General features: G+C 41.5%; 5 protein-coding genes. 2 read left to right on the top strand and 3 right to left on the bottom strand.

The window, feature by feature from the left end; translation table 11 throughout:
* Positions 1-678: 678 nt before the first annotated feature.
* Complete coding sequence (locus tag H6G97_RS45690; protein ID WP_190947036.1) at positions 679-1,572, bottom strand: AraC family transcriptional regulator; 894 nt, start codon at positions 1,570-1,572, stop codon at positions 679-681.
* A gap of 204 nt (positions 1,573-1,776) precedes the next feature.
* Between H6G97_RS45690 and H6G97_RS45685 the strand changes: the two genes are divergently transcribed.
* Entirely contained in the window at positions 1,777-2,055 is a 279-nt protein-coding gene (locus tag H6G97_RS45685) for a hypothetical protein (protein ID WP_190947035.1), read from the top strand.
* On the opposite strand, the gene H6G97_RS45680 is transcribed toward H6G97_RS45685, so the two are convergent.
* Positions 2,052-2,666 carry an NUDIX hydrolase N-terminal domain-containing protein gene (locus tag H6G97_RS45680; protein WP_190947034.1) on the bottom strand — a complete coding sequence of 205 codons (615 nt, stop codon included), beginning with the start codon at positions 2,664-2,666 and terminating at the stop codon, positions 2,052-2,054. The genes H6G97_RS45685 and H6G97_RS45680 overlap by 4 nt on opposite strands.
* A 380-nt stretch (positions 2,667-3,046) precedes the next feature.
* Here H6G97_RS45680 and acsF point away from each other — a divergent pair, with 380 nt between their 5' ends.
* The gene (acsF, locus tag H6G97_RS45675) at positions 3,047-4,081 is read left to right on the top strand and encodes a magnesium-protoporphyrin IX monomethyl ester (oxidative) cyclase (RefSeq protein ID WP_190947033.1); all 1,035 of its coding nucleotides are present in this window, start codon (positions 3,047-3,049) and stop codon (positions 4,079-4,081) included.
* Positions 4,082-4,425: 344 nt separating this feature from the next.
* Here the strand turns inward: acsF and H6G97_RS45670 are convergent, their stop codons facing one another.
* The gene (locus H6G97_RS45670) at positions 4,426-4,620 is read right to left on the bottom strand and encodes a hypothetical protein (protein WP_190947032.1); all 195 of its coding nucleotides are present in this window, start codon (positions 4,618-4,620) and stop codon (positions 4,426-4,428) included.
* Positions 4,621-4,753: the final 133 nt, after the last annotated feature.

Below are 4,753 nucleotides of genomic sequence, written 5' to 3'. Positions count from 1 at the left end.
AGGGGGTAGAAACAATCGAACAACTAACGCAACTTCAAATCAAACAATGCCAACACGCACAGGGATACTTCTTCTCACCCCCACTTGATAGCTTCTCGGTTGATAAATTAATGGCATCTAGTTTAAACTTTAAATTCAATCAACACCTATTAAGGTCTGTTTTACCAACTTAGAAGTTATACTAAATATTAACTCCTTATTTTGTGTCGGGCACAATTCTTGTATAGTGTCACTGAAAGCATAAGTTGAGCAATTTGCTCGCTTTATGCTTTCACACCTGTCACTTAAAGGATAAAGTGGCCGCGCGAATCAAACACCAAATGCTTATTTTTCCTTGATACACAATCTGCGATGATCGCAGCTTGCAGTCCGTAGCCATCACGTTCAATCAAGACCTAGGCGCTTGTGAAAAACTGAAATGTTTGGTTTTTCGTTACCTTACTTTGCCAGCGATCGCTTCTCTGCGAGACGCTACGCGAACGTTAAGCCTAGTCGTACTTGCGACAGGCTCCGCGAACGCTAAGGCATTCTAAATTTTCAAATACTTGTGACTTAAAGTAAAAGTTTGCCGCAATGGCAACCTTTTACTTTAAGTCACAATAGTGTTGAATTTTTCGGTCTACTGACTGTGTTTTTGAGCAGCTCTTGCCTCAGTTACCCGATAATAACACTCAAGATTTAGTGCTGGCGATAATCACTAGGAGTCATTCCGGTTGCTTCTCGGAATGCCTTGCCTAAGTGGCTTTGGCTGTTAAATCCACACTGAAGCGCAATCTGTGCGATCGCCAATTTCGATGTTTTCAATAACTGTTTAGCTCGCTCCACTCGCTGTTGCACCAAATACTGATGTGGAGACATTCCCATTGATTGTTTGAACAGGCGGCTGAAATGAAATTGACTCACCGACACAATATTGGCAAGATCAACCAATTTGATTTCTTGATCGAGGTGGGCATGAATGTACTCCGAGACTTGTAGGAGTTGGTGATCACCCAAACCGCCTGGATGCCGTGGGATACGGGGCTGGGTGCTGGAATACTCCCGCAATAAATGAATGGCTAACACATTTGCCAGCGATTCGACATAAAGCCGCCCAACGCCGCCACCTCCTTTGTAGAGTTCTGCCTTAAGCAGCATCAAGATTTGCTCTAGTTGAGGATCGCGCACACGAAATTCCGTTACTAATTCCAGGCGAGTAGGGTCAAGTTCTGCTGTTTGTTGGGCAACGGATTGAAAGAATTGAGCAGGCACTAGGACGTGAAGATAGTGATCATTGCCTTCTGCACGGTAGGATGCAGGAATGTCAGCCGGAGTAATCGAGATATCGCCTTTTGAGTAAAGACCAGTGTAGCGGCGATCTCCCACCATTTGAGAGATGCGATGGGGACGAGGGGCTAAACAAAGCGCGATGGAGTGACCTGCCCAGGCTTCTGGTAGATCGATTCCCCCAGGAGGTTGCTGAAATTCCTCAACTAGCAGTGGTTGCCAGCCAAGCGTTTCACTTGACATGATCGGGATAGGAATTTCTGACTTGCGTGGAAGGGTGCTATTGACTTGAGATGTCTTTGCCATAGGAATTTTGAGTCATTCCAAAACTGACAGCAAGATTTTGACAAACGGGCAAGATTCAAGTATCCTAGAGCTTTTAGATTCACTTAAATTGTAATTGTAATCGATCTCGTTACAAAGTGTTATGAAAGGGAAGTTACAAAACCAGCACAGTAATTTTCCCTCGAACACTTCAATTTCTAAACGATTTAGCGAAGGAGAATTAGCGTGGAAAAACGAATTTTGATCGCAAGTTTGTCATTTTTGCTCGGTTCTGGTTTGTTTCTAATTGATTCAATGTTCGAGATTGCTCAACATTTTTCACCCATGTCTCTACTGCACTTATCAGAGGGTGTTTTATTTTTGATTGGTTCTATTTTCTTCATGCCATCTTCTTCAAGTTCTTCTCCATCTCTCCCAAAAACTGACTGCAATAGCTATTTAGAAACTCAAGGAAAACTCGTACCCGTGGCGACAGATTACACTGATGAGTCACCACATACCTAGCCCTGACTGCGTTGATTGCGCCAATACTGGTGTGCTGCTTCGGCTTCAACCTGATGATCGAGATGCCATCTATTGATAGACCATATATAGTAGTACCCAATCTTCGTTGTTTCATGCAACTCAAGCAACGTTCCACCGACAACCGTGCAATAAAACTGGAGATGATAAGTGGTGTGCGGCTGCCCAAAATCTCCAGGCATACGCCAACCAAGACGAATCAACGAACCAACTTCCACAAGCAAACCCGTTTCTTCTAGCACTTCGCGCACAATCGACTGCTGTGGCGTTTCTCGAACTTCAGCCCAACCACACGGCAAGCACCACGTACTATCGTCAGTTCGCTGAACCAACAATAACTGGCCCTGGTCGTTTAATATTGCAGCGGACACTCCCACTTTCGGCGTAATGTAACCTAGCTCTGTGCGAAATCGCTTCTCTACTTCTGAACTAGGGAGGGAACACAGTGCTGAATACTGTGCCGAAGCAAGAGCAAGAAGTCGCTCGTAGCGCTCGCGATCGTAAACGTCCTTTGAATAGTTCAATCCAAGCTGTGCTATTGCTCGCAGTTCTTCTAGCAATTCGATAATGCTCAAGGTGTCATCGTTAGCCACAACGGGTAGTCCTAACTATTAATTTAACAGCACTGCGGTCTAATACCGCCGCTCACGTTCTTTAGCAGCAACTGCTGTGGTTTAACTTCCGCAAGGCATGGCAGTTCAACCGATATATTGACTGAAATTATTGTAAATCAATACATCTATCTCAGAGGATGTTTGAAGAGTCGGACAGGTTGTAAAAAAGCTTTCTCAGTATACGCGCTCGTATAGATAGTAGGCAGTACCAAGAGAACAAGATGAGTGAAGCATCATCAGTGAGAGGTTAAGGTAATTGCACTAATGTCTGCGAGGGTGCAGGAAAAGGCGATAAATCAAGCTTAAGATTATTCTATTAAAGTAGTATCGAGACTGACATTTAATAGAGGATTTAGAATATGGGATATGTTGAAAATACACAGCCAAACACTGAGGTTTTAGCGAAAGAAGCTCTCATTTGCCCAGGGTTTTATACAACTAACATCAAAAAATTTGCTAGTACTGATACCTCAAGTTTTCAAGGAGCCTTTAGTACTGCTATCGCCAATCTAAAGAACGACTACACTAAAGACAACTATATACGTGACGAGAGATTTGAGCAGTCTTGGGATCACATTCAAGGTGAGGCGCGAGAACTCATAATTAAACTTCTGGAAATGTACTGTGCTGCTGAGTACTCAGGATTTATCCTATACAAAGAATTATCATCTGAACTTAAGGAAACAAACAGCGTCCTTTCAGATGGATTCTCCCTGATGTCTCGTGATGAAGCCCGTCACGCTAGTTTTCTAAATAAAGCCCTCTTAGATTTTCATATTAAACCTGGATTAGGTTTTCTAAAGAAAGAACATAGAAAATATATTTTTCTACCTTTCTCATGGTTTATCTACTCTACCTATCTGTCTGAGAGAATTTCTAGCTGTTATTACATAACCATTTTCGAGCATTTAGAATTTCATCCTGAATACTCCATCTATCCTATTTTTGGCTTCTATAAATCATGGAGTGAAGATGATAATCGACATGGAGATTTTTTTGGTGCAATTATTAAATCTCAACTACAACTTTCTAATGGATTAAAGGCAAAGTTAGCCTGCAAGTTCTTTTTGCTGCTGATTTTTAGTGTGACATACTTCAAGTATAAAAGTAATGATAAACTCCTTGCATTGCTTGGGCTAGATGCTCGTGAATACTACGTGTTTACAATAAGAAAGGTCAACAAATCTATCAGTAAAGATTTACCTGTAGTTCTCGATTTTGAAAAGTCACAGTTCTTTGAAGAATTAGACATTTGCTTGCTGCATATTTCAGAAAATGAAAAAATCAATATTTCAAATCAGAACGCTCTCTTAAAATGGATTAGAAAAATCCTGCATTATTCCACTATTTTATTAGTTATGTTACGTCTATTCATACGTAGTCAAACTGCTTAAAACATTAACCTAAAGAAACACGGTTTTCAAAAAAGCTAACGATTCACTCTCTTTTACTACTTTAATTCTAGTCAAGTGTGCGTAACGATGATCTCAATTGGGGGAGATTGAGCAGCATTGGCTTAACACGAGTGGCACGATCAGGCTTTTTATCAGGCGGGCAATCGCGCCTTGTATCACTTGTATCAATTAAGAAGGCTTTGAGGCTCTTATTACACGTAATAGCTCCAATGTGCAACTACATACATATATTGATGTGATGATGTTTTGACTCAGCTTGCTCCCTAATTGCATGAGAGTCTCTCTAGCTTTATCTGGATTTCACCAACATCATAATTTTAGGACTAATTTCTACTGAGTGTTTGTTTGAGCCATGTTGTTGCCTTAACAGCCGCTTCCTCCACAACTTCTTGTTGGTCGTAAAATGCAATGTGATTTTCTGTAGTCATCCAGTGTAAATTTTTTTGATTGGTTGGTATGCTCTGGAAAAAGCGACGTGCACCATCAGGAACTAAAGCGGTATCTGAATGAATCACCAAAGTTGGAGTCTTGATATCACCAGGACTTACGCAACTGGAACAAATAGCGAGCGGGGCGTAGCCCTACCACACGACAATTTAAATCAAACCAAGCACATAGGAATACTTGGGCGTTTTAGTTGCTGAATTAAAT

Source organism: Nostoc flagelliforme FACHB-838 (genome assembly GCF_014698065.1).
Classification (GTDB): Bacteria; Cyanobacteriota; Cyanobacteriia; order Cyanobacteriales; family Nostocaceae; genus Nostoc; species Nostoc flagelliforme_B.
The sequence above is the reverse complement of the archived record's forward strand: the minus strand, read 5'-3'. Positions and strand labels throughout refer to the sequence as shown.